This window comes from Microbacterium wangchenii (assembly GCF_004564355.1).
GTDB lineage: Bacteria > Actinomycetota > Actinomycetes > Actinomycetales > Microbacteriaceae > Microbacterium > Microbacterium wangchenii.
The window spans coordinates 2,131,160-2,150,630 of the sequence record NZ_CP038266.1; the positions used below are offsets into that span (position 1 = coordinate 2,131,160).

General features: G+C 71.3%; 21 protein-coding genes. 2 read left to right on the top strand and 19 right to left on the bottom strand.

From position 1 onward, the window contains the following. Positions 1-46: 46 nt before the first annotated feature. The 8 genes from dprA to E4K62_RS10260 all read right to left on the bottom strand — a co-directional run bounded on the left by dprA (position 47) and on the right by E4K62_RS10260 (position 6,163). Positions 47-1,216 (bottom strand): DNA-processing protein DprA, encoded by a 1,170-nt coding sequence (gene dprA / locus E4K62_RS10225; protein ID WP_135067091.1) that lies wholly within the window; start codon positions 1,214-1,216, stop codon positions 47-49. After that, positions 1,213-2,745 (bottom strand): YifB family Mg chelatase-like AAA ATPase, encoded by a 1,533-nt coding sequence (locus E4K62_RS10230; RefSeq protein ID WP_135067094.1) that lies wholly within the window; start codon positions 2,743-2,745, stop codon positions 1,213-1,215. Before E4K62_RS10230 ends, dprA begins: the two co-directional genes overlap by 4 nt. Next, positions 2,742-3,104, bottom strand: coding sequence for a YraN family protein (locus E4K62_RS10235; RefSeq protein WP_135067097.1), 363 nt, complete (start codon positions 3,102-3,104; stop codon positions 2,742-2,744). Before E4K62_RS10235 ends, E4K62_RS10230 begins: the two co-directional genes overlap by 4 nt. Before the next feature lie 96 nt (positions 3,105-3,200). Continuing rightward, positions 3,201-3,524 carry a DUF2469 family protein gene (locus E4K62_RS10240; RefSeq protein ID WP_135067100.1) on the bottom strand — a complete coding sequence of 108 codons (324 nt, stop codon included), beginning with the start codon at positions 3,522-3,524 and terminating at the stop codon, positions 3,201-3,203. A 62-nt stretch (positions 3,525-3,586) separates the two neighbouring features. Beyond that, positions 3,587-4,246, bottom strand: a complete 660-nt coding sequence (locus E4K62_RS10245) for a ribonuclease HII (protein WP_135067103.1) — start codon at positions 4,244-4,246, stop codon at positions 3,587-3,589. Continuing rightward, entirely contained in the window at positions 4,243-5,007 is a 765-nt protein-coding gene (gene lepB / locus E4K62_RS10250; RefSeq protein ID WP_135067106.1) for a signal peptidase I, read from the bottom strand. The genes E4K62_RS10245 and lepB overlap by 4 nt, the downstream gene beginning before the upstream one ends. A gap of 150 nt (positions 5,008-5,157) precedes the next feature. Then, positions 5,158-5,505, bottom strand: coding sequence for a 50S ribosomal protein L19 (rplS, locus tag E4K62_RS10255; RefSeq protein WP_135071207.1), 348 nt, complete (start codon positions 5,503-5,505; stop codon positions 5,158-5,160). A 157-nt stretch (positions 5,506-5,662) separates the two neighbouring features. After that, complete coding sequence (locus tag E4K62_RS10260) at positions 5,663-6,163, bottom strand: MFS transporter permease (RefSeq protein WP_135067109.1); 501 nt, start codon at positions 6,161-6,163, stop codon at positions 5,663-5,665. Positions 6,164-6,270: 107 nt separating this feature from the next. Here E4K62_RS10260 and map point away from each other — a divergent pair, with 107 nt between their 5' ends. Then, a complete protein-coding gene (gene map / locus E4K62_RS10265) occupies positions 6,271-7,053 on the top strand; it encodes a type I methionyl aminopeptidase (protein WP_135067112.1) in 783 nt (260 codons plus the stop codon). Between the two features lie 27 nt (positions 7,054-7,080). Here map and trmD read toward each other — a convergent pair whose 3' ends face one another. Genes trmD through rpsP form a run of 4 tightly spaced genes read right to left on the bottom strand, consistent with a single transcriptional unit; the run spans position 7,081 to position 9,058 of the window. Beyond that, complete coding sequence (trmD, locus tag E4K62_RS10270) at positions 7,081-7,770, bottom strand: tRNA (guanosine(37)-N1)-methyltransferase TrmD (protein WP_135067115.1); 690 nt, start codon at positions 7,768-7,770, stop codon at positions 7,081-7,083. A gap of 1 nt (position 7,771) precedes the next feature. Continuing rightward, complete coding sequence (rimM, locus tag E4K62_RS10275; RefSeq protein WP_135067118.1) at positions 7,772-8,410, bottom strand: ribosome maturation factor RimM; 639 nt, start codon at positions 8,408-8,410, stop codon at positions 7,772-7,774. Next, entirely contained in the window at positions 8,410-8,640 is a 231-nt protein-coding gene (locus E4K62_RS10280) for an RNA-binding protein (protein ID WP_135067122.1), read from the bottom strand. The genes rimM and E4K62_RS10280 overlap by 1 nt, the downstream gene beginning before the upstream one ends. A gap of 4 nt (positions 8,641-8,644) precedes the next feature. After that, positions 8,645-9,058: a 30S ribosomal protein S16 gene (gene rpsP / locus E4K62_RS10285; protein WP_135067124.1), complete on the bottom strand. Its 414-nt coding sequence runs from the start codon at positions 9,056-9,058 to the stop codon at positions 8,645-8,647. A 189-nt stretch (positions 9,059-9,247) separates the two neighbouring features. On the opposite strand from rpsP, the gene E4K62_RS10290 reads away from it, so the two are divergent. Then, positions 9,248-10,411, top strand: coding sequence for a glutamate--cysteine ligase (locus tag E4K62_RS10290; protein ID WP_135067127.1), 1,164 nt, complete (start codon positions 9,248-9,250; stop codon positions 10,409-10,411). A 97-nt stretch (positions 10,412-10,508) separates the two neighbouring features. Here the strand turns inward: E4K62_RS10290 and E4K62_RS10295 are convergent, their stop codons facing one another. The 7 genes from E4K62_RS10295 to smc all read right to left on the bottom strand — a co-directional run bounded on the left by E4K62_RS10295 (position 10,509) and on the right by smc (position 19,231). Beyond that, positions 10,509-11,360, bottom strand: coding sequence for an endonuclease domain-containing protein (locus E4K62_RS10295; RefSeq protein ID WP_135067130.1), 852 nt, complete (start codon positions 11,358-11,360; stop codon positions 10,509-10,511). Positions 11,361-11,564: 204 nt separating this feature from the next. Next, a complete protein-coding gene (gene ffh / locus E4K62_RS10300; RefSeq protein ID WP_135067133.1) occupies positions 11,565-13,130 on the bottom strand; it encodes a signal recognition particle protein in 1,566 nt (521 codons plus the stop codon). A gap of 12 nt (positions 13,131-13,142) precedes the next feature. Continuing rightward, complete coding sequence (locus E4K62_RS10305; protein WP_135067136.1) at positions 13,143-13,751, bottom strand: TetR/AcrR family transcriptional regulator; 609 nt, start codon at positions 13,749-13,751, stop codon at positions 13,143-13,145. A gap of 72 nt (positions 13,752-13,823) precedes the next feature. Beyond that, complete coding sequence (locus tag E4K62_RS10310) at positions 13,824-14,255, bottom strand: MSMEG_6728 family protein (RefSeq protein WP_135067139.1); 432 nt, start codon at positions 14,253-14,255, stop codon at positions 13,824-13,826. Between the two features lie 10 nt (positions 14,256-14,265). Next, positions 14,266-14,766 carry a DUF2004 domain-containing protein gene (locus E4K62_RS10315; RefSeq protein ID WP_135067142.1) on the bottom strand — a complete coding sequence of 167 codons (501 nt, stop codon included), beginning with the start codon at positions 14,764-14,766 and terminating at the stop codon, positions 14,266-14,268. A 45-nt stretch (positions 14,767-14,811) separates the two neighbouring features. After that, positions 14,812-15,684 (bottom strand): signal recognition particle-docking protein FtsY, encoded by an 873-nt coding sequence (ftsY, locus tag E4K62_RS10320; RefSeq protein WP_135067145.1) that lies wholly within the window; start codon positions 15,682-15,684, stop codon positions 14,812-14,814. A 22-nt stretch (positions 15,685-15,706) separates the two neighbouring features. After that, positions 15,707-19,231, bottom strand: a complete 3,525-nt coding sequence (gene smc / locus E4K62_RS10325; RefSeq protein ID WP_135067148.1) for a chromosome segregation protein SMC — start codon at positions 19,229-19,231, stop codon at positions 15,707-15,709. Between the last annotated feature and the right edge of the window lie 240 nt (positions 19,232-19,471).

The window sequence follows — 19,471 nt, forward strand, 5'->3', positions numbered from 1 at the left end:
CAGAATGCCCCGCCGCGCCGCCCGTGGGGGGCGGGCGCGCGGCGGGTCACCGGGTCGGCGCGCGTCGCCAGCCGTCCCCGTCGGCCAGGAGGTCGCCGGACAGGGCGGCCAGGCCGAGCAGCGCCTCCACCTCCGCCGGCGCCAGGCCACTGCGCCGCGCCAGCTCGAGGGCCGGCGTCGCGACACGCGTGCTCGCGGCATCGAGCAGGCGCGTGAGCTCGGAGGTGCGGCTTCCGGTCGCCACTGGCGCCGCCACGGTGAACCCGAGAAGCTCTCGCACGTCGTCGGCGCCGGTGATGCACACCCCGTCGAACTCCCGCAGGATGCGGTGCGCCCCCGCGGATGCGGCGCTGGTGACCGGCCCGGGAACAGCACCGAGCGCCCGGCCGAGGGAGGCCGCGTGCGCGGCGGTGTTGAGCGACCCGCTGCGCACGCCGGCCTCCACGATGATCGTGGCGTCGGACAGCGCCGCGATGAGCCGGTTGCGCGCGAGGAACCGCCACTTGCTGGGTGCCGTGCCGCACGGCGTCTCCCCCGCCACCACGCCGTGGCTCGCGATGCGGCGGAGAAGGTCGGTGTGACCGGTCGGATACGGGCGGTCGACCCCACCGGCCAGGAGGGCGACGGTGCGGCCGCCGGCGGACAGCGCGGCCCTGTGCGCGGCGCCGTCGATCCCGTAGGCGGCGCCGGAGACGACCGTCACCCCCTCGCCGGCCAGCTCGGCCGACAGCTCCGCGGCCACATGCTCCCCGTAGCCGGTCGCCGCGCGGGCGCCCACCAGAGCGACCGCGGGCGTGACGTTCCAGTCGCCGGGCGTCCCCTGCATCCACAGCGCATGCGGCGCGTGCTCGCCCAGGTCATCCAGGCGGGTCGGCCATTCCGCGTCCCCGGGTACGACGAGCCGGGTTCCCGAACGCCGGGCGCGCTCCAGCGCCGTGGCGACGAGTGCGGGGTCGGCCCGCGGCATCCACCGCTCCCGCGCGGTCGCCATCTCCCGCGGCGACACGGGCGACTCCGCTGCGGCGCCGGAGAGGGCGTGCCGCAATGCGGGCGCCGCGCCCAGGTGCGCGATCAGCGCTCCGGCGACGCGGTCGCCCGGTTCGGTGAGCACGCTCCACACGGCACGGGCGTACACGTCGGCGGATGCAGCGGATGCGGCGCGCACGCCGCGCAATGCCGCGGTGGACGCGTCGGCCGACAGATCGAATCCACTCATGCCATGACCCCTCTCTTGAGGAAGAGGGCGCGTCCGATGTCGCCGACGTCCACGGTGGCGCGCCCGGCGAGGTCGGCGAGGGTCCAGGCGACCCGCAGGACGCGGTCATAACCGCGCAGCGTGAGCGCGCCGCGATGCAGGGCGGCATCGAGCGGCCGACGCACGATGGGCGCCAGGGCGAGCGGGCCCTGGCGAAGCCATGTCCCCGGCACGTCGGCGTTGCGGCGCCACGGTGTCTCCTTGAGCCGCGCCAGGGTGCGCTCCCGTGCGGCGAGCACCCGTCCGCGCGCGGCGGCGCTGGTCGTCACGTGTGGTGCCGCGTCGCGGTGGGCGACGGAGACCCGCCGCAGCGACAGCTCGATGTCGATGCGGTCCAGCAGCGGGCCGGACAGGCGCCCGAGGTAGCGGCGGATCGCGTGCGGCGGGCACACGCACGTGCCGCCGGGAACCCCGTACTGACCGCACGGGCATGGATTGGTCGCGAGCACCAACTGGAACCGGGCCGGATAGGACGCGTACGCCCCGGTGCGGTGGATGGCGATCGTGCCGGACTCCAGCGGCTGCCGCAGGGCATCCAGCGCCGATGCCGCGAACTCGCCCGCCTCGTCGAGGAACAGGACTCCGCCGCTCGCACGCGCGATCGCACCCGGGCGCACGACGCGCGACCCGCCGCCCACCAGAGCGCCCACGCTCGCGCTGTGGTGGGGCGCCTCCCACGGAGGCGTGCGCGAGAGGCGGGTCACCTGGGCACCCGCGAGCGAGCGCACACACGCCGCCGTGAGCGCCGCATCGTCGTCCAGGGGCGGCAGGATGCCCGGCAGCCGCCGCGCGAGCATCGTCTTGCCCGCACCCGGCGGTCCGCTCAGCAGAACGTGATGCCCACCGGCGGCGGCGACGACCATCGCCTCGACCGCCTCGGGCTGCCCGATGACGTCCGAGAGGTCGGGCACCTCGTCGGACGCCACCGGCTCGACCCCGCCCTGTACGCTCACGGCGTCGAGTTCGGGAGCATCGGTGGCCGCTCCGTGCCAGCGCAGCACGTCGGCCAGGCACACGGCGCCGAAGACCTCGATGCCCTCCACCAGCTCCGCCTCCGCCAGGTTGGCCCACGGGACGACCGCGCGGGCGACGCCACCGCGTGCCGCCGCGAGCACGGCGGGCAGCACCCCCGGCAGGGGGCGCAGTCGGCCGTCCAGCCCGAGCTCGCCGATGTGCACGGTCGAGGCCACACGCGCCGCATCCACCGGATGCTCCGTGGCCAAGGCCGCGACGGCGATCGCCACGTCGAAGCCGGACCCGTGCTTGGGCACGCTCGCCGGAGAGAGGTTCACCGTCAGGCGACGCCGCGGAAGGGGCAGGTTTCGATTGGCGCACGCATTCGTCACCCGCTGCACGGCCTCGCCGATGGCCTTGTCGGGGAGGCCGATGACCCGGAACCCCGGTGTCTGCGGCGTGAGGTCGGCCTCCACCTCGACGACGGCGCCGTCCAGCCCTGACAGCGCGATGGACAGCGTGCGCGCGGTCGTCACAGCGCATCCTCGAGGTGCTCCAGCATCGCGGTGGCCGGATCGACGCCGGTCAGCGCGATCGCGTCCACGCGCAGCCGCCGGCCGCGCGCGTCGGCGGGGTGGGACGCGATCCACGCCAGCGCCAGGCGCCACAGTCGCGCCGCCTTGCGCTCGTCGATGGCCTCGAGGGGATGGCCGAATGCGTCCGAGCGGCGGGACTTGACCTCCACGACGACGAGGTCGCGGCCGCGCACGGCGACGAGGTCGATCTCCCCCTGAGGGCACCGCCAGTTGCGGTCGAGGAGGGTGTACCCGTGCGCCCGCAGGTGCGCGGCCGCACGATCCTCGCCCGCCCTGCCGAAGTCGTCCTTGGCTGCCATGCGCTCAGCCTGACGGCGCGCGAACCCCCGGACGCGGGTGGTCGCGTCATCCGGGGACGGCGCGTGAAAGCCGGCGCCTGGGGAGGAGAGGTGGGCTCAGCCGTCGAGGGAGAGCTCTTCGGGAAGCTGGAAGTCGCGGCGCGACAGCTCCTCGACGTTGACGTCCTTGAAGGTGAGCACGCGCACGGACTTCACGAAGCGGTCTGCCCGGTAGATGTCCCACACCCACACGTCGTTCATCGAGATCTCGAAGTAGAAGTCGTGCTCGGTGTCACGACGCACGACGTTCACCTCGTTGGCGAGGTAGAAGCGGCGCTCGGTCTCGATCACGTACTGGAACTGCGAGACGACGTCGCGATACTCGCGGTACAGCGCGAGTTCGAGTTCGCGGTCGTAGTCCTCGAAGACATCGTCATCCATGGTGTCTCCATCCTAGGGCGCGGCATGCGGGTGCGGTGGGCGGAGCCCCGCCGCGTGGTCGGTCAGAACAGCGTGGGGGCGTCGGCGATCGCCCACGACTGTCGGTGATGCGGGCTCATCCCGTGCGCCCGGATCGCGTCGCGGTGCTCGGGGCTGGCGTAGCCCTTGTTGCGCACCCACTGGTAGGCCGGGGTCTCGTCGTGCAGGCCGGTCATGACCGCGTCACGGGCGACCTTGGCGATGACGGATGCCGCGGCGGCGCTCGCGCAATCGCGGTCGGCTTTGATCACGGGCGTGACGCGGAGCCCGGATGCACCGGCGGCGGTGATGTAGTCGTAGTTGCCGTCGAGGATGACGATCGCCTCTTCGGGGACCACACCGTAGGTCCGCAGGTCGGCGATGGCGCGGATCGCCGCCAGCCCGAGCGCCCGCATGATCCCGACCTGGTCGATCTCCGCCGAGCTCGCCCACCCGACGGCGCTGGCGGCGACCCACGACGACGCCCGCGCTGCCACGTCGGCACGCTTGAGCTCGGGCACGAGCTTGGAATCGCGCAGTCCGGCGGGGATCCGTTTACGTGAGCGCTCCGGGTCGATCACGGCCGCACCGACGGCCACCGGGCCTGCCAGGGCACCGCGGCCCACCTCGTCGCACGCGATGACCAGCGCGTGCTCCTTCAGCAGGCGCCGCTCGAGCGTCAGACGCGGCTCCACGACCGTCACGGCGCATCCTCGGACGAGGGAACGCCGGCGAAGACGTCATGGTGGAAGTCGATCGGACCGAAGCGGCTCACCGGCCACGTCTTGAGGAACGCCCGGCCCACGACGTTCTCCAGCGGGACGAAGCCCTCCCCCGGTTGGTCCTGGTTGTACCGGGAGTCACGCGAGCTGTCACGGTTGTCGCCCAGGACCCACAGCGACCCCTCCGGCACGTCGATCTCGTACGGCACGGGCTCGGCGGCGTCGCGGCCGGGCGGAAGGTTGAGGTAGTCGGTCTCGTCGATGGGGACGCCGTTGACACTCACCTGCCCGAGCGCGTTGCAGCAGACCACGTGGTCGCCGGCGACGCCGATCACCCGTTTGATGAGGTGATCGTCGCTGTCCGGCGCGGAGAGACCCACCAGCGACAGGAGCCACTCCCCGGCCTCCACGATCGGGGGGCGCGGGGCTCGGACGGTGGGCGGGAGCCACCCGCCCGGATCGCGGAAGACCACCACGTCGCCGCGCTCGTAGCCGCCGAACCGGGGCGTCACCTCGTCGACGAGGATGCGATCATCCACGAGCAGGGTCTGCGCCATCGACGCGGATGGGATGTAGAACGAACGCACGACGAAGGTCTTCACCAGGAACGACACCAGGAGCGCCACCACGACGATGACCACGACGTCGCGCAGGAAGATCAGCCAGCCGCGCCGGCGATCGTGCTCCCCGCCCGCGGGACCGGCGGCGGCCGCCGGGACGGATGCGGTCTGGTCGCTGCTCATGGGGATCCTTCACACCGGGCCCGCCGAGGACGACGCGGACCGCCCGTCAAGCGTCGCACACCTGGCGCGCGCAGCGGGAATCCACCCAGCGGTTCTGCGGGAAACGAGAAACGCCCCGGCCGGAGCCGGGGCGTTTCGGTACGGAGGCGCTCAGCGGTCGCGCTTCTCCTTGATCTTGGCCTTCTTGCCGCGCAGGGCGCGGAGGTAGTAGAGCTTGGCGCGGCGGACGTCGCCGCGGGTCACGACCTCGATGTGGTCGATGACCGGGCTGTGCACCGGGAAGGTGCGCTCGACGCCCACCTGGAAGCTGATCTTGCGGACGGTGAAGGTCTCGCGCACGCCGTCACCGGAGCGACCGAGCACGATGCCCTGGAAGATCTGGATACGAGAGCGCGTGCCCTCGGTGATGTTCACGTGCACCTTGACGGTGTCACCGGGACCGAAGTCGGGGATGTCGGAACGGAGCGAGGCCGCGTCGACGGCATCGAGGATCTGCATGATCTTCTCTTCCTGCGACCGCCACAGGTCGATCGCACGATGGTTGGTGAGGTTCGGAGTGTGCCCGAGGCCGCGGAACGCGGCGGTCTCCCCTGTGGCAGAGCCGGTCAGGGCACAATGATCCATTCTGCCATGGATGCGGAGCGCCCCCAAACCATCAGGCGTCCGGCGGGCGCTCCACGACGACGATCACGGGCGTCTCAGCGGCCTTGGGCTGCGCCTGCGGCTGAGGCTGCGGCGGAAGGTAGGCCGTGCCGTCGGCGGCGCGCAGGTAGGCCCGGGTGCCGTCCCGCGCCTCGCGCCACAGCTGCCACAGCGTCAGCCAGAACAGCGCGACGGCGACGAACAGGGTCAGCACGAGGACGGGCGCGAACCACGTGGCGTTGAACAGTCCCGTCGCGATGATGAGGGCATGCCAGACCCCGAACCCCAGCACGTCCCACCACGACACGGCTCGCGTCAGGCGCACGCTCGAGCGCGCCCGCACGAGGAACGCGAGGATCAGCTGGGAGACGAACACCGAGGGCATCGCGAGGAACAGCACCCACAGCAGCGCCCACCCGCCGGCGTCGAACGCGATCCAGCCGGCCAGCAGCCACGCCGGGAGCACGACGGCGGCCGGGAACAACCACCAGAAAAACGCGCGACGAAGCCACATGCTCCGATGCTAACGCGGGGGCCGCGCACCCGTCCCGGGCCCCGGATTTCCCTCGGCATCCTCTCGGCTGGCGCATGACGGAGAATGGAGGGGACGGAAGGACATCCATGATCGAGTTGCGCACCCCGGCGGAGATCGAGGCGATGCGGCCGGCCGGCCGCTTCGTGGCGGAGGCGCTGGCGACCCTGCGCGATGAGACCAAGGTGGGCACCAACCTGCTGGCGATCGACCGTCGCGCCCACGACATGATCCGTCGTGCCGGAGCCGAGTCGTGCTACATCGACTATCACCCCTCGTTCGGGGCGAGCCCCTTCGGCAAGGTCATCTGCACGTCGATCAACGACGCCGTGCTGCACGGGCTGCCGCACGACTACGCGCTGCGCGACGGCGACCTGGTGACGCTGGATTTCGCCGTGTCCGTGGACGGCTGGGTCGCCGATTCGGCGGTCTCCTTCGTCGTGGGCACACCGCGCGACGAAGACCTCGCACTCATCGACACCACCGAGCGTGCCCTGGATGCGGCGATCCACGCCGCGACCGTCGGAAACCGCATCGGCGACATCTCCGCCGCGATCGCCGCCGTCGCCCGCGCCGACGGGTACTCCATCAACAACGACTTCGGCGGGCACGGCGTGGGGCGCGAAATGCACGGCGACCCCCACGTGGCCAACGACGGCAAGCCCGGACGCGGCTATCCGCTGCGCGCAGGCCTCGTTCTGGCCCTGGAGCCGTGGTTCCTCGCCACCACCGACAAGCTCATCACCGACCCCGACGGCTGGACGCTGCGCAGCGCCGACGGGTCGCGCGGCGCGCACTCCGAGCACACCGTGGCCATCACCGAGGAGGGGCCCGTCATCCTGACGGATCGGTCCTTCCTCGGCGTGGACTGATCCGGCCGGATCAGGGCAGCGGAGTACTCACTCGGCCAGGAGGTCGGGGCGGCGCAGGCGCGTACGCTTCATCTGCTGTTCGCGGCGCCACGCGGCGATCGCGCCGTGATTGCCGCTGAGCAGGATCGGCGGCACCTCCCGGCCGCGCCACACGGCCGGCTTCGTGTACGACGGGTACTCCAGGAGACCGTCTTCGTGGGACTCCTCCACGAGGCTCTGCGGATTGCCGACGACGCCGGGGATGAGCCGGCCGATGGCTTCGATCATCGCCATCGCCGCGACCTCGCCGCCGTTGAGGACGTAGTCGCCCAGGCTGATCAGCCGCACCTCGCCCAGGGTGGCGGCCTCGGCGAAGACCCGCTCGTCGATCCCCTCGTAGCGACCGCATCCGAAGACCAGGTGCGGCGCATGCGCGAGTTCGCGCGCGGTGGACTGGCGGAACACCTCGCCGGCCGGGGACGGGAAGACGAAGACGGGGCGCTCGCGCGTGTCGCGCACGATGTCATCCAGCGCCTCGCCCCACGGCTCGGGCTTCATGACCATGCCGGCTCCGCCGCCGTAGGGGGTGTCATCGACGGTGCGGTGACGGTCGTGCGTCCAGTCCCGCAGGTCGTGGACGCGGATATCGAGCACGCCGGCCGCGCGGGCCTTGCCCAGGAGCGACACCTCGAGCGCGTCGAAGAAGGACGGGAAGATCGAGACGACGTCGATGCGCACGTCAGTCCTCCCGGGGCTCGTCCTCGTCGGATGCGGGAACGGCTTCGGCCGGCTCCGGCTCGTCGTCGGCCGCCGGGGGCAGCTCCTCGAACAGCCCGGGCGGCGGGGTGACCACCACGCGCCCGGCGGAGACATCGACCTCGGGGACGATCGCCTTCACGAACGGCACGAGGACCTCGCGCTCGCCCGCCGTCACGATCAGCAGGTCCTGCGCGGGCATGTGGTCCACGCGCGCCACGCGTCCGACCACCTCGCCGTCGCGCACGACGTCCAGGCCCACCAGCTGGTGGTCGTACCACGCGTCGTCCTCGGCGGGAGAGGTCGCGGCATCCTCATCGATCCAGAGGATGGCGCGGACGAGCTCCTCGGCGGCGGAACGGTCGTCCACGCCCTCGAAGAAGGCGACGGCGTGACTGTTCATCCAGCGGAACTCCCGCACGGTGAGCGTCTTGCCGTGCCACGGCGAGGACGTCGGCACCTGCAGTGTGAACGTCGCGCCAGGGACGAACCGGCCCTCGGGGTCATCGGTGTACAGCTCGAGCTTGAGGGCGCCCTTGAGCCCGTGCGCCTTGACCAGCCGGCCCACGCGCAGTTGCGTGCGCGGGGGCTTGGCGGGTCGGGGCTGTGCTGCGTCCGACATCAGTCGTCGGCGACGTCGACGCGAACGCGACGACCGTCCGCGAGCGCCGAGATGAGAGTACGCAGCGCTTTGGCCGTGCGTCCGCCGCGCCCGATCACGCGCCCCCGGTCGTCCGGGTGCACGCGCACCTCCAGCACGTCGCCTCGCGGGGACGTGCTGGAGCGGATGGTCACGTCGTCGGGGTGATCCACGATCCCCTTGACGACGTGCTCGAGCGCGGCGGCCAGCAACGGTTTACTCGGAGTCGGACGCCGCGGGGGCGTCGTCGGCGGAGGCGTCGGCCGCGGGGGCCTTCTTCTCGGCCTTGGGCTTGACGACGGACTTCTTGGACGAGTCGACCTCGAACGGAGCCTTCGGCTCGGCGACGCGCACCTTCGAGGAGGTGTCCTTCTCGCCCTTGAACTTGGCCCAGTCACCGGTGAGCTTCAGCAGCGCGGCGACCTGCTCGGTCGGCTGTGCGCCGACGCCGAGCCAGTACTGCGCGCGGTCGGAGTCGACCTCGATGAACGAGGGCTCCTCGGTGGGGTGGTACTTGCCGATCTCCTCGATGACACGACCATCGCGCTTGGTGCGCGAGTCGGCGACGACGATGCGGTAGTAGGGCGCGCGGATCTTTCCGAGACGCTTGAGACGGATCTTGACAGCCACGATTCTCCTGGTGGTGTGGAAGGTGACGAACCGGTCGCCGGAGTGGGGTACGCATCCGACGGAAGCTCAAATGGTCGGACCGGGGCTGGATAGAGGGTCGAGCACACGGTCCAGCCCTCTATTCTGCCAGACATCGGGGGATGCTGCGAAACGAGCGGTCGCGGTGCGTCCCCGTGTCAGACTGTCGCCATGACGGTCCCGTTCGCGCCCTCCGCACGTTCGTCGGTCGGGATCGAGTGGGAATTGATGCTCGCCGACCGCGAAACCGGCGATCTCGTCCCCCGCGCGCCCGACATCGTCGAGCCGCTGGAGGAGAGCACGAAGCTCGAGCGCTTCACCATCACGCAGGAACTGCTCACCAACACCATCGAGCTGACCAGCGGCGTCGGCGACACCGTCGCGGCCGCCGTGGATGACATCGCCGACGCGATCGCCGCCGTCCGCACGCAGACCGAGCCGCTCGGCGTCGAGCTGCTGTGCGCCGGCAGCCACCCCTTCGCGCAGTGGTACGACCAGCAGGTGACCGACAAGACGCGCTACCACAAGCTCATCGAGCGCACCCAGTGGTGGGGACGGAACATGCTCATCTGGGGCATCCACGTGCACGTGGGAGTGGAGGACGTCAACAAGGTGTTCCCCCTCATCGACGCGCTCTCGGTGTACCTGCCGCACCTGCAGGCGCTGTCGGCGTCGAGCCCGTTCTGGGCGGGAGAGCGCACCGGCTACGCCTCCAACCGCGCGCTGGTGTTCCAGCAGCTGCCCACCGCCGGGCTGCCGTGGCAGCTGGAGAACTGGGCCCAGTACGAGGCGTACCTGGATGACATGATGCGCACCGGCGTCATGGCCGACGCCACTGAGGTGCGGTGGGACGTCCGCCCCGCACCGCGCTGGGGCACGATCGAGATCCGCGCGTGCGACGGGATGTCGACCCTCCCCGAACTCGCCGCTGTCGCCGCGCTCGCCCAGACGCTCGTGGAACGCTTCTCGCGCGACCTCGACGAGGGGCGGCCGATCCCCCGCATCCCGCCGTGGTACATCCGGGAGAACAAGTGGCGCGCCGCCCGGTACGGCCTGGGCGCGCGCATCATCGTCGACGCCGAGGGGACGCAGGCGCCCGTCGTGGACCACCTCCGAGAGACGATCGACGAGGTCGCCGACATCGCCGTGGAGCTGAAGTGCGCGCGCGAGCTCGCCGCGCTCGAGACGATCCTCACGACCGGCGGCAGCTCCGCCCGTCAGCTCGCGGTGGCCGAGGCCGCCGACGGCGACCTGCGCGAGGTCGCGCAGCACCTCATCCGGGAGTTCCGCAGCGGGCCCACGCTGCGCGAGCACCTCCGCTCCTTCGCCTCCTGACCGGCCGCCGCTGGCCCGAATTCAGGAGAATCGCCGGAGTCAGGACCGAATCCGCTGCATCCCTCCTGATTCCGGTCGATCTCCTGAATCCGGTTGGTCATGATGAGCGGCTGGCGAGGTGGAGACCCTGCGCGATGGCGAGCACCACGGTCTCCTCGACGTACGCCCAGTCGAACAGCACCTGGTGGAAGTCGAACCGGAGCACCGTATAGCCGCGGAGGCGGAGGCGAGCGTCGTGGGCGATATCGCGGCGGCGGTCCGCGGCCCGGTGATGGGCGAAGCCGTCCAGCTGCACCACGAGCCGCTCCCCGATGAGCACGTCCACGGGGTGGCCATCGAGCCAGACCTGCTGGCGCAGGGCGATCCCGAGGGCGCGCATGCCCGCGAGAAAACGGGTTTCGAGTCCGGAGTCCGAGAGGAGGGATGCCGCGTCGGCCAGCTCCCGCGCCGCGGGGCTCCCCCACTGGACGGCCTGCAGGATGGGCGCCTCGGCGAGCCGCAGCCGTAACGCGGACTCCCACACGGCCATCGCCTCCGTGCGTGGCAGACACCGCGCGGCGTGGAACAGCACGTTGACGAGCGGGTCTTCGTTCGACGTCGGGGCGACCGGCGCGGGCCCCGCCGCCCAGTGCACCACGAGGCCGGCGGCGTCGAAACGAGCGGCGTTCGCGGCGACGGCGACGTGCACCCCGTCGTGGTTCGGGACCCACAGCCCGACGAGGACGGCCTGCGTGACGCACGTCGTCCGGCCGCTGACCGCTGCTGCCGCCACGCGGCGGGGATCGGCGTCAGGTGCGACGAGCCAGGAGCGGCGAACGCGGCGGAGCAACCCGAGTTCCACCGCGCGGGCGACATCGGTCTTGCCGAATCCCGCGGCGCGTGCGGCCGACGTATGGGCCACACCCTTGCCCTCGCGGACCCAGCGCAGGAGGGCGACGTGTCGAGACATGTCCTGAGCGTGCCGCCCGACCGCGACGGTCGGCGCCGTCGCACGCGATCCGTGGAGAGGACACGCCGATCGCCGCGTGGGGAGGAGACTCCGCCGCATCCGAATTCAGGAGATATGCCCGGATCAGGACGCCTGGGGCCTACTTCGGCCTGAATTCAGCGGATCTCCTGAATGTGGGCGCGGCCGCACCGGGACGGCGGCGGGTCAGCCGCGGCCGAGGAGCTTCTGCAGTTCGGCGAGGTCGGACTCGCTCGGCGCAGCCGCGCCGGCGCCGCCACCCAGGCCGAAGCCCGAGCCCGTCGGTGCGGCGGGGGCGGATGCGGCCAGGCCGGCGTTCTCCGCGGCCCGCTTGGCCGGATTGCCCGAGCGCGAGCCCTTCGACTTCTGCTGCTTGCCGCGCTTGGACGAGGCTCCGGGGCGACCGGCGCCGGGGACGGGACCCATCCCCGGGATGTTCGGCACACCGCCGCGGGCCATGGTCTTCATCATCTTCGCGGCCTGCTCGAAGCGCTGCACGAGGGAGTTCACGTCGGTCACGGTCATGCCCGAACCGCGCGCGATCCGCAGGCGCCGCGAGCCGTTGAGCAGCTTCGGGTTGCGCCGCTCGGCGGGCGTCATGGAGCGGATGATGGCTTCGGTGCGGTCGATCTCGCGTTCGTCGAAGTTCTCCAGCTGCTGCTTCATGGAGCCGACACCCGGGAGCATCCCGAGCATCTTCTTCATGGAGCCCATCTTCTTCATCTGCTGCATCTGCTCGAGGAAGTCCTCGAGCGTGAAGGTCTCCGTCGCGAGCTTCTCGGCGACCTTCATCGCCTCTTCCTCGTCGAAGGCCTGCTGCGCCTGCTCGATGAGGGTCAGGATGTCGCCGAGGTCGAGGATGCGCGACGCCATACGGTCGGGGTGGAACGGCTCGATGTCGTCGAGACCCTCACCCGTGGAGGCGTAGATGATGGGTCGCCCCGTGACGGATGCGACGGACAGGGCGGCACCGCCACGGGCGTCGCCGTCGAGCTTGGACAGCACGACGCCGGTGAAGTCGACGCCCTCCTGGAACGCCTTGGCGGTGTTGACGGCGTCCTGACCGATCATCGCGTCGATGACGAACAGGACCTCGTCGGGGTCGGTCGCGCGGCGGATGTCGGCGGCCTGCTTCATGAGCTCGGCATCCACGCCGAGGCGTCCGGCGGTGTCGATGATGACGGTGTCGTGCTGCTGACGACGCGCGTACTCGACCCCGTCACGCGCGACCTTCACCGGGTCGCCGACGCCGTTGCCCGGCTCGGGGGCGTAGATCGCAGCTCCGGCGCGCTCAGCCACCACCTGCAGCTGGTTGACGGCGTTGGGCCGCTGGAGGTCGGCGGCGATGAGAAGCGGCGTGTGTCCGTCCTTCTCCAGCGAGCGGGCGAGCTTGCCGGCGAAGGTCGTCTTCCCCGAACCCTGGAGGCCGGCGAGCATGATGATGGTCGGCGGGTTCTTGGCGAACTGCAGGCGACGCTGCTGGCCGCCGAGGATCCCGACGAGCTCCTCGTTGACGATCTGCACGACCTGCTGGGCCGGGTTCAGCGCCCGATTGACCTCGTCGCCGAGGGCGCGCTCGCGCACCGCCGCGGTGAAGTCCTTCACCACCGGCAGCGCCACGTCGGCCTCGAGGAGGGCGCGACGGATCTCGCGGACCGTTCCGTCCACGTCCGCGGGCGTGAGCTTGCCCTTGGTCCGGAGGTTGCGGAAGGTCTCGGTGAGCCGATCGGAGAGCGTGCCGAAGGTAGCCATGATGCGGCAAGTTTACGCGAGCGCGCCGTCCGCCTGGTCGAGGCTGTCAGCGCGCGGCACGACCGCCAGCGCGGCCGTCAGCACATCGCCCAGCTCGATGCGGCCCGGACCCCGCGCGGCCCATCGCCAGATGGCCGCGAGCACGGCTCCCCCGTAGGCCGCGCCGAGCACCTCGGCCTGAAGCGGATCGACGCCCTCCCGCCGCAGGCGCTCGGCGACCGCCTCGGCGATCCGCGCCCTGCGCACCCCCGCCTCGCGCTGGAGTTCGTCGCGGATCCCCATCGCCTCGGCCTGCGCGGCAGCCAGCGCGAGACTGTCGGGCCGGAAGCCGTCGGCGAGGGCGGTCACGGCGCTGCGCACGCGCGCGTCGGCGTCGCCGGCCGGCTCGTCGCGCAGTCGCCGCGTCAGCGCGAGGATGCGTTCATCCAGAGCCGCCCACAGCACGTCGCCCTTCGAGGCGAAGTAGTTGAAGAAGCTGGAGCGGCTCACCCCGGCCCGCGTAGTGATGTCGGAGACGGAGGTGGCGTGATATCCCTGCTCGAGGAACAGCTCGCACGCCGCTTCGGCGAGAGTCTCGCGCGACGACGCCTTCGGGCGCCCGGTACGGCTCTCACTCGACATTCCTCCAGGCTAGTCGGCGCGGATTCGCCGCCGATCGCGGCGTGGGGTCCGGCTTCGCGCAGGCGGTCCGACTCAGACGGTCGGCCAGACGTAGGGCAGATCGTCGGGGATGTCGCCGAAGATCGGCCGGTAGTGCTCCGGGTCCTTCCGGATGAGGTTCGACCGATGCGAGAGGTGGAAGGCCTCGTCGCCGAGCCACGGCGGCACGTCGAGCTCTTCCTGCGGGACGCCGTCGATCTCCGGCGCGAACGCGAGCAGCTTGTCGCGCACGGTGTCGGCGCGACCGGATGCGATCCACTCGTCGGTCATCGCCAATCCGTAGGCCACGAGCGCGGGCACGTACCCGGTCCACATCTTCGCCGCCGGATGGTGGCGCCACCCGTAGCCCGGAACCGTCTGAGCGCGGAGCAGCTGGAACGCCTCGACCCTCTGCTTACCCAGTCGTGGGCGGTCCAGCACGCGCGCAGACTCGCGGAACGACGGGTAGGGCAGGAAGGTCTGCACGCCGGGGCGGTCAGTCCGCGCTCGTGACCGACTGCACGTGCCCGTCGGAGGCGAGGTTCACCAGCAGCACGTCGTCGGTGGCGTCGGGGTCCAGCGCGTACTCCAGCACCGCGAAGGGCTCGCTGCCGCCGTGCTCGTCGGCGAGGATCGTCATGCTCATCAGCTGCAGGGAGCGGATGACGTCGACCTGCACGTCGCCGGAGACGTCGACCATGAGGTCTTCCAGCTCCTCGCCCAGCACCTGCTGCTGCTGGAGGATGTACTCGATCACCTCGCTCGTGCGGTCATCGAGCTCGGACACCATGGCGTTGCGGGCCGTGCGGTCGATCGCCTCCAGAGACGACACCATCGCCGCGGCGACATCCAACGCCCCCTGCGACACATCGTCCTGGTCGGGAGCGGTCAGGTCGACCGTCACCGTCTGGTCGCCCAGTTCGACGTTCTCGGACCAGAAGATGGATCCGTCCGGGCCCGACTCTAAGAGTCCGAAGAAGTCGTGCTCGATCGCCATGGCCCTATGAAACCAGTCCCTTCGGTAGTGCGGTAGTCGCCGTGGTCAGTCCACGAGCGACGCGGCGAAGACGTGCGGCGTGAAACCGGTCAGGTCGCCGACGCCCTCGCCCTGGCCGAGGAGTTTGACCGGGATGCCGGTGCGCTCCTGAACGGCCAGGATGAACCCGCCCTTGGCCGACCCGTCGAGCTTGGTGATGACGAGGCCGGTGACGCCGGCGTGCTCGAGGAAGGCCTGTGCCTGCATCACACCGTTCTGCCCGGTGGTGGCATCCAGCACGAGCAGCACCTCGCTGATGGGGGCCTGCTTCTCGATCACGCGGCGGATCTTGCCGAGCTCGTCCATGAGCCCGCCCTTGGTGTGCAGGCGCCCTGCGGTGTCGACCAGGACGATCTCGGTGCCGGTCTCCTTCGCGTACGTGATCGTCTGGAAGGCGACGGATGCCGGGTCCTGGCCCTCGTGCTGGGGCCGGACGATCGCCGCTCCCCCGCGTTCGGCCCACGTCGCCAGTTGATCGACGGCGGCGGCGCGGAAGGTGTCGGCGGCCCCCACCACGACCGACCTGCCGTAGCGCTGGAGGAACTTCGCGAACTTGCCGATCGTCGTGGTCTTGCCCACGCCGTTGACCCCCACCACGAGCACGACGGCAGGGCGCTCGGTGAGGCGCAGCGTCGTGTCGAACTTCGCGAAGTGCTCTTCGAGGGTCTCCCGCAGCATCCGCTGGAGGTCGCGCGGATCGGTCGTGCGGAATCGCTCGACCTTCTCCCGCAGCTCATCGACGATGCGTTCGGTGATGTCGGGGCCGAAGTCGGCGGTCAGCAGCGCCGTCTCGAGGTCTTCCCACGTCGTCTCGTCGATCGTGGGCTTGACGAACAGTCCGCGCAGCGCGCGACCGAGCGACCAGGAGTTCTCCGCCATGCCTCCAGCCTACGGGCCGCGGTCAGGCCGACGCGCGATCGCCCACGCGCTGGCCCACGACCGCCGAGACGCCGTCCTGGCGCATCGAGACGCCGTAGAGGGCGTCGGCGATCTCCATCGTGCGCTTCTGGTGCGTGATGACGATGAGCTGGCTGCTCTCGCGCAGGCGTTCGAAGACGCCCAGGAGCCGGCCCAGGTTTGCGTCGTCGAGTGCGGCTTCGACCTCGTCGAGGATGTAGAACGGGCTCGGCCGGGCCTGGAAGATCGACACCAGGAACGCCACCGCAGCCAGTGACCGCTCCCCGCCGGAGAGGAGCGACAGCCGCTCGATCTTCTTTCCGACCGGGCGCACCGACACCTCGATCCCCGTCGTCAGCGGAGAGTCCGGGTCTGTGAGGGTGATGCTGCCGGTGCCACCGGGGAACAGGATGGGGAAGACCTCCGCGAACGCGGCCTTGGTGTCTTCGAAGGCGGCGACGAAGATGGTCTGCATCCGCTCGTCGAGCTCCTCGATGATGGTCATCAGGTCTTTGCGCGTCTGCGTCAGGTCGGCCAGCTGCTCCGTGAGGAAGGCGTGACGCTGCTCGAGGGCGGCGAACTCCTCCAGAGCGAGGGGGTTCACCCGCCCGAGCTGGGAGAGCTTGCGCTCCGCGTCGGCGAGGCGACGTTTCTGGGCGGCGCGGTCGAAGGCGACCAGCGGCGGCTCCTCACCCTCCGCGACCGGCGTATCCGAGGGGATCGGCTGTTCGGGACCGTATTCCCGAACGAGAATATCCTCGTCCAGCCCCAACTCCGAGTGCACGCGCTCGAGGAGGCTCGTCACGTGCAGGCGCTTCTCGTGGATCTGCAGCTCCAGGCCGTGCACGTTCTCGGTGAGCGCGCCGAGGCGGTCTCGCAGGGCGGCCTCCTGGCTGCGGGCCTGCGCCAGTTCGGCCGTCACGGCCGTGCGTGCCGACTCGGCCGCGGCGAGGTCCACCCGCGCCTGGCTGACCGAGCGGTCGACGGAGTCCAGCAGCGCGGGGAGCTGGGCCGCCACGTCGGCGGCGATCTCCCGTTGCGCCCGCCGCACGACGGCGCGCCGGGCGGCTTCCTCGGCGGCCGCGCGTTCGCGCTCCCGCTGGCGTTCGAGCTGGATGACGCGGGCCTCGCCGGCGCGCACGCGCTCTCGGAGCGTCTCGACCTCCAACCGCGCGCGCATCTCGGTGTCGCGCGCCTCTTCCAGAGCTGCCAGCAGGCCGTCGCGGGCGGACGCGTCGAGGATCGGGCGGGGCGCCTCCAGCGCCCGCTCCAGGGCGCTCCGCGCTGTCCGCTCCGCGGCCTCCGCGTCGGCCACGGCGGCCTGGGCCTGGGCGAGTCCGGCCTGGAGCCGGTCGCATTCAGCGACCGCGGCCTCGTGGCGGACCGTGGCCCGGTTGACCTTCTCCGCGTGCGCGGCCAGCGCGGCGTCCTGCGCGCGCAGGGCGTTCAGCGTCTCACGGGCGCGCTGACGCGCCGCACCCTGGGCGGCCACCGCGTCCGACAGCGCCTCGCGCAAGGAGTCGGCGATGACCGTGATCTCGGCGAGCCGCTCGGCGGCGGCGTCGCGCTCGGCGGCCAGTTCGAGGCGGGAACGGCCGGCGCCGGAGCCGGCGCGCACGGTGACGGCCGTGACGACCTCGCCGGCCCGCGTGACGATCGTGAACGGAGCGGCGGCGTCCTCGAGCTCGGTCAGCGCCGCGCGGGCGGCAGGGAGGTCGTCGGCGACGAGCACCCATGACAGCAGCGCGCGGACTCCCTCCGGAGCCGTCACGACGTCGGCGGCCGGGACGACGCCGGAGATCGCGGGCGGTTGCGACCGGCCGGGCGTGGCCTGGGCGGTGAGGATGTCCACGACCCCCAGGTCGCCGTCGCGCGCGAGCAGCGCCGTGGCGAAGGCGTTGTCCCGCGTGTCGACGAGGAGGCCTTCGGCCAGCGGCCCGAGGGCCGCCGCGATGGCGGCCTCATAGCCGGAGCGGACCTTGACCGCGTCGCTGACGAGCCCGCGGATGCCGGCGCCTCCTCCCGCCACGAGCTCGGCGGCGGCGTTCCGCACATCCAGGGCGCGGCCGAGGGCCGTCGTCTGCGCGGTGAGCGCCTCCCGCTCGCGTTCGGCGGCGTGGAGCCGTTCACGCAGCTCCGCCACGGTCGTCTCCGCCTCGTTGGCCTCGCGCTGCGCGCGTTCGTACGCGGCGGAGTGCTCGGCGGCCGACTCCTCCGGGGCGAACTCGGGCTCGAGCCCCTCCCGCTCGGCTTCGGCTTCCGCGCGACGGACGAGCGCGGCATCCAGCGCCCGCTGCTGACGCTCGACGGCCGATCGCACCGCTGCCAGGGCGGATGCGGCGGCCTCGGCCGTGCCGCGCAGGGCGGTGATGCGCATGTCGTGCTCGGACACCAGGGCGCTCTGTGCGGCGATGTCCACGTCGAGGGCATCGAGTTCGGCGCGGGCGCGGGTGACGCCGCGGGCGGCTTCGGCGGCGGCATCCTGCGCATCGCCCAGCCCGGCGGAGATCTCGTCGATCTCGGCGCGGGCGTCATCGATCATGCCGCGCGAGACGGTGGCGGAGAACCCGGCGGGGTCGTCGTCGTCGGCCGAGAGAAGGGTGAGGCGCTGCCCCGCGAGCGAATAGAGCCCGCGCAGCCGCTCCTGCACCTGCTGAAGGGAGAAGGCCACCCGACGCGCCCGATCGACCGCTTCCGAGCGCTGGTCGTTCTCCAGCCGCTCGATGCGCACCCGCAGGTTCTCGGCCTGGTCCTGCAGGACGACCCGTTCGGTGTGCCGTTCGTTCTCCGCGCGGGCGTGGTCGGCCAGCTGGGTGCGCAGCGCCACGAGTTCGTCGGCGAAGAGGCGGGCCTTGGCATCACGGACGACGGCGGCGATCGTCGCCGCTTCCCGCGCGATCTCGGCCTGGCGACCGAGGGGCTTCAGCTGGCGCCGCAGCTCGCCGGCGAGATCGCTCAGGCGGGTGAGGTTAGTCTCCATCGCCTCGAGCTTGCGAAGGGTCTTCTCCTTGCGCCGGCGGTGCTTGAGGATGCCGGCGGCCTCTTCGATGAATCCGCGGCGGTCCTCCGGCGTGGCCTGCAGCACGCTGTCGAGGCGGCCCTGGCCGATGATGACGTGCATCTCGCGGCCGAGTCCGGAGTCGCTCAGCAGCTCTTGCACGTCCAGCAGGCGACAGGTCTCGCCGTTGATCGCGTACTCGCTCGCGCCGTTGCGGAACAACGTGCGGCTGATCGTGACCTCGGCGTACTCGATGGGCAGCGCGCCGTCGCTGTTGTCGATGGTCAGCTGCACCTCGGCACGGCCGAGGGGTCCTCGCGTGGAGGTGCCGGCGAAGATGACGTCCTCCATCTTGCCGCCGCGCAGGGTCTTGGCGCCCTGCTCCCCCATGACCCAGGCCAGCGCGTCGACAACGTTGGACTTTCCCGAGCCGTTGGGGCCGACGATGCACGTCACACCTGGCTCCAGTGCGAAGGTCGTCGGCTGCGCGAACGACTTGAAGCCCTTGAGCGTGACGCTCTTCAGGTGCATGGATGCGCCTTCCCGGCCGGGTTCCTCACCGGCTCACGGTACCCGAACGCGTCTGGGAACCTTGCGCGGCATGCCGTACCGCCGCCCCTGCATCCGCCCCGACACGCCCGGGAGAGGGCAGTTCCTGAGAAAACCCTTGACGGCGTCGGGTTCCCCGCGCTAGCGTCACAGGTCGCGTCTGAAGTCGAGAGGAGGTCCAGCATGATTCAGCCCACTGCGTATCGCATCGCTCCGATGGGG

What these genes read in the sequence shown, in the direction of transcription:
- dprA (WP_135067091.1), bottom strand. Translation starts at nt 1,216, where the DNA reads ATGAGTGGATTCGATCTGTCGGCCGACGCGTCCACCGCGGCATTGCGC.
- E4K62_RS10235 (WP_135067097.1), bottom strand. Translation starts at nt 3,104, where the DNA reads ATGGCAGCCAAGGACGACTTCGGCAGGGCGGGCGAGGATCGTGCGGCC.
- E4K62_RS10240 (WP_135067100.1), bottom strand. Translation starts at nt 3,524, where the DNA reads ATGGATGACGATGTCTTCGAGGACTACGACCGCGAACTCGAACTCGCG.
- lepB (WP_135067106.1), bottom strand. Translation starts at nt 5,007, where the DNA reads ATGAGCAGCGACCAGACCGCATCCGTCCCGGCGGCCGCCGCCGGTCCC.
- rplS (WP_135071207.1), bottom strand. Translation starts at nt 5,505, where the DNA reads ATGCAGATCCTCGATGCCGTCGACGCGGCCTCGCTCCGTTCCGACATC.
- E4K62_RS10260 (WP_135067109.1), bottom strand. Translation starts at nt 6,163, where the DNA reads ATGTGGCTTCGTCGCGCGTTTTTCTGGTGGTTGTTCCCGGCCGCCGTC.
- map (WP_135067112.1), top strand. Translation starts at nt 6,271, where the DNA reads ATGATCGAGTTGCGCACCCCGGCGGAGATCGAGGCGATGCGGCCGGCC.
- rimM (WP_135067118.1), bottom strand. Translation starts at nt 8,410, where the DNA reads ATGTCGGACGCAGCACAGCCCCGACCCGCCAAGCCCCCGCGCACGCAA.
- E4K62_RS10290 (WP_135067127.1), top strand. Translation starts at nt 9,248, where the DNA reads ATGACGGTCCCGTTCGCGCCCTCCGCACGTTCGTCGGTCGGGATCGAG.
- E4K62_RS10295 (WP_135067130.1), bottom strand. Translation starts at nt 11,360, where the DNA reads ATGTCTCGACACGTCGCCCTCCTGCGCTGGGTCCGCGAGGGCAAGGGT.
- ffh (WP_135067133.1), bottom strand. Translation starts at nt 13,130, where the DNA reads ATGGCTACCTTCGGCACGCTCTCCGATCGGCTCACCGAGACCTTCCGC.
- E4K62_RS10305 (WP_135067136.1), bottom strand. Translation starts at nt 13,751, where the DNA reads ATGTCGAGTGAGAGCCGTACCGGGCGCCCGAAGGCGTCGTCGCGCGAG.
- E4K62_RS10315 (WP_135067142.1), bottom strand. Translation starts at nt 14,766, where the DNA reads ATGGCGATCGAGCACGACTTCTTCGGACTCTTAGAGTCGGGCCCGGAC.
- ftsY (WP_135067145.1), bottom strand. Translation starts at nt 15,684, where the DNA reads ATGGCGGAGAACTCCTGGTCGCTCGGTCGCGCGCTGCGCGGACTGTTC.
- smc (WP_135067148.1), bottom strand. Translation starts at nt 19,231, where the DNA reads ATGCACCTGAAGAGCGTCACGCTCAAGGGCTTCAAGTCGTTCGCGCAG.